Below are 3162 nucleotides of genomic sequence, written 5' to 3'. Positions count from 1 at the left end.
CGCGAAACTCCTGACGTTCGGCGGTCAGCCCGCCCCCTTGTGGATACCGCATGCCTGTGGTGATACCGCAGCAGACGACCAGCCGTCAGCGCTTACGACAACACGAGTTCAACCTCAGTAAGCCCGGTGAATGGATCGATCCAGGACGGCTCTACTGAGCTTGTAGGCGTGGTGTCGTAGGGGCTGACAGGTTGTGGTTGCCGCGGTACTCGTTCGTTATGAGGTATGCGCAGGGTGGGGGTCTGACCGCTGAGCGGCGTGCTTTTCGCGAGTGCATCCGCAGGGAAGCGTCGGAGATGTTCGCCGCGGGGCAGGACAACGCGGTGATCGCGAAGCGATTACGGGTCACTGTCCGCTCGGTGCAGCGGTGGCGCCGGACATGGACCGACGGCGGGTCAGCGGCCCTGCGCTCGAAGGGGCCCGCCAGTCTGCCAAAGCTGAGCAAGGCCCTGTTCGCAGTGCTGGAGGAGGAGTTGGCCAAAGGCCCGGTCGCCCATGGCTGGCCGGACCAGACCTGGACACTGGCGCGGATCAAGACGCTCATCGGCCGGAGGTTCCACAAGACCATCACGCCATCTGGCATCGCCCAGATGCTGCGGCGGCACGGCTGGAGCCAACAGGTCCCCGCCCGCCGCGCCCTGGAGCGTGACGAGCAGACGGTGACCGGCTGGGTGAAGGAGACCTGGCCGAACGTGGAAAGACCGTGGTGGTGCTCGGAGCCTGGCTGGTCTTCGAGGACGAAGCCGGATTCTGCCCTGGGCGAGCCGCTTCGAGACGTAATGGTCGTCCAGCGTCGGCAGGGCTGTGCACGTTCGTGTGTACTCGGCGAGGATTTCGCTGAGCTCCCGGACCGGGACGCGGTTCTTGGGGCCGACGCGCCGGAGTCCTTGGGCTCGCCGTGCCGAGTGAAGGTCAGATTCACGTATCTCGTGTGCCAGGGCGATGGCGTGCGGGCCCAGTGTGGACACCAGGTAGAGGGCGGCCGCGAGCATCGGCTGCATGATCTCGTCCGTGAGCGGTTGGGTCTTGTTCTCGGTCCGGCCACTGGGCATCTCCCACTCCGGCGCAGTACGGCATCGAGGTCGAAACGGTGAGCTGCTCCACGATCGACGAGCAAGGGTCCTTCGCCCGCCGCGTTACCCACCTGCGCAATTACCTCGACGCTTACCGGCAAGGCGACCTCGTGTACCCGTCCGGCCGCCTGGTCCACATCAAGGGCCCGATCCGCAGCCCCTTCGGGGTCGAGCTCACACTCTGGCCCGCCGCCGCGTCTTTCTCGCCAACCTGACCCGCTGAGTTCGCGAGCGAGCGAGCGAACGCCGGCCCGTCAGGTGTCGGGGTATCAAGGGGGGCATCAGCGTTGGGAATGTGGTTCGGCTCGGGGCTGACCCGGCTTCGGGGCGGCGTCGGGGTGTTCGGGGCCGTCGCGGTCCGGGAGGGACCGGACGGCAGAGGCCATCACCGCCAGCGCGGCCACGGCGAGGACGCTGCCGGCCACGAACGCCGTACGCGGTCCCCACAACTCACTCACCACGCCGAAGGCGAGCACGCCGAACGGATTTGTGCCCCACGTGAACAGCCGGTCCACGCTGACGCTCCGCCCGCGGAGCCGGTCGGGGACCATCCCCTGGCGGAGGGAGACGGCAATGACCGTCCAGCAGGTGATCGCGTACACCGAAAGGCAGTACGCGAAGGCGATGGCATAGACATGTCTCGTCGCTGCGATCCCTAGTCCTGTGAGGGAGAGGAGCGCGAGTGCGCCGGTGAGAATTCTTCTGCGGCCGCACACCTCGGTGAGACGTGCGGCCGTCATGCTGGCCGCGACGCCACCCAGCGCGCCAGTGGTCAGCAACACGCCGTACAGGGCAGCTGGCAGGTGCAGTTCCTGCCTTACCAAAAGGATCAGCACGGCAAGCTGCCCCATGTAGACGGTGTTTACCAGTGTCGCCGCGGCAGTGAGCTTCAGCAGGACCCGATGGCGCAGCAGGTATCGGAGGCACTCTGCGATCTCCGGCAGGATGTGGCGGGGCCGTTCGGCCGGTGGCCGCCGTGCTGTGCTCACCCGGCGCAGAAGGAGTGCCGAGCACAGGAAGGACACCGCGTCGACCATCAGCGGCAAGAGTCTGCTCACTGTGAAGAGCATCCCGCCGAGCATCTGTCCGAACAGGTCGCGGCCGAGGGTCTGGGTGGCGTACAGATGGCCGTTGGCCCGTTCCAGGCGCTCGCCGGTCACCAGGCCCGGAAGCAGTGCGTGCGCGGCACAGTCGAAGAGCACCTCTCCGACACCGAGCAGGAAGGCCACGAGAACCAGTGGCCAGAAGGTGAGGTGTCCGGTGAGGAGGAGCACGAGCGCCACCACCAGTACGAGGCAGCGCAGCAGGTCAGCGAAGATCATGACGCGCTGCCGGTCGAACTGGTCCACATACACCCCGGCCGGCAGGGCTACCACCAGCCAGGGGGCCGTTCCGGCCGCCGTCAGGACGGTCACCTCGAACGGGTTGTGCAGCAGTGTGACGGCCAGCAGCGGCAGGGCGGCGAAGCGTACTCCGTCACCGAGGGCCGAGACCACCGAGGACTGCAGTAAGGGGCGGTAGCCGGCGGAGGCCGAGGAGGCTTTTCGCATCAGGGGGTTTGCCGTGCCGAGATGAGGGCGATCTCGACCAGATGCACGTCCCGGGGTGCGGCGAGTACGTGGCAGACCTGTGCGGCGACGTCGTCGGGATCAAGGCCTTGTTCCTCGTGCCAGCGCGCTGTGGCGTCACGCAGCTGAGGGTCGCTGATGTACGCACCGCGGTTGGTCAGCACCATGCCCGGGGAGAGCACGGTGACCCGGATGCCGCGGTCGTGCAGCTCGTCACGGAGGCCGTCGCTGATGGCGTGCACCGCGTGTTTCGTGCCCGCGTAGACGCCTGTTTCCGCACCGGACACCCGTCGGCCGCTCATGGAGCTGATGTTGATCAGCTGCCCGGACCCACTTCGTGTCAGGAAGGGAACGGCGGCCTGGGACGCGGCAAGCAGACCCAGGATGTTCAGCTCGACCATTTCCCGCCAGTCCGAGTAGCGGCCGTCGTGGACCTGGCCGAGGCGGAAGCTTCCTGCGTTGTTGACCAGGGCATCGAGGCCGCCGATACCGTGGGCAGCGGTCTCGACGGCCTGAGGCAC

At 67.1% G+C, this 3162-nt stretch carries 3 protein-coding genes and 1 pseudogene; 2 read left to right on the top strand and 2 right to left on the bottom strand.

The genetic code is table 11. From position 1 onward, the window contains the following. Positions 1-218: 218 nt before the first annotated feature. Both AB0I10_RS40805 and AB0I10_RS40800 read left to right on the top strand, forming a co-directional pair. Positions 219-752, top strand: a pseudogene (locus AB0I10_RS40805) (winged helix-turn-helix domain-containing protein); the annotation flags it as partial. A gap of 338 nt (positions 753-1090) precedes the next feature. Continuing rightward, positions 1091-1288, top strand: a complete 198-nt coding sequence (locus AB0I10_RS40800; protein ID WP_363157800.1) for a hypothetical protein — start codon at positions 1091-1093, stop codon at positions 1286-1288. Positions 1289-1354: 66 nt separating this feature from the next. Here the strand turns inward: AB0I10_RS40800 and AB0I10_RS40795 are convergent, their stop codons facing one another. Together AB0I10_RS40795 and AB0I10_RS40790 are read right to left on the bottom strand one after the other, a co-directional pair. Next, the gene (locus tag AB0I10_RS40795) at positions 1355-2623 is read right to left on the bottom strand and encodes an MFS transporter (protein WP_363157799.1); all 1269 of its coding nucleotides are present in this window, start codon (positions 2621-2623) and stop codon (positions 1355-1357) included. Beyond that, the coding region (locus AB0I10_RS40790; RefSeq protein ID WP_363157798.1) for an SDR family NAD(P)-dependent oxidoreductase at positions 2623-3162 on the bottom strand (540 nt) is incomplete at its 5' end. The genes AB0I10_RS40790 and AB0I10_RS40795, both read right to left, overlap by 1 nt.

The organism is Streptomyces sp. NPDC050636 (assembly GCF_040654775.1).
In the GTDB taxonomy this organism is placed as follows: domain Bacteria; phylum Actinomycetota; class Actinomycetes; order Streptomycetales; family Streptomycetaceae; genus Streptomyces.
The sequence above is the reverse complement of the archived record's forward strand: the minus strand, read 5'-3'. Positions and strand labels throughout refer to the sequence as shown.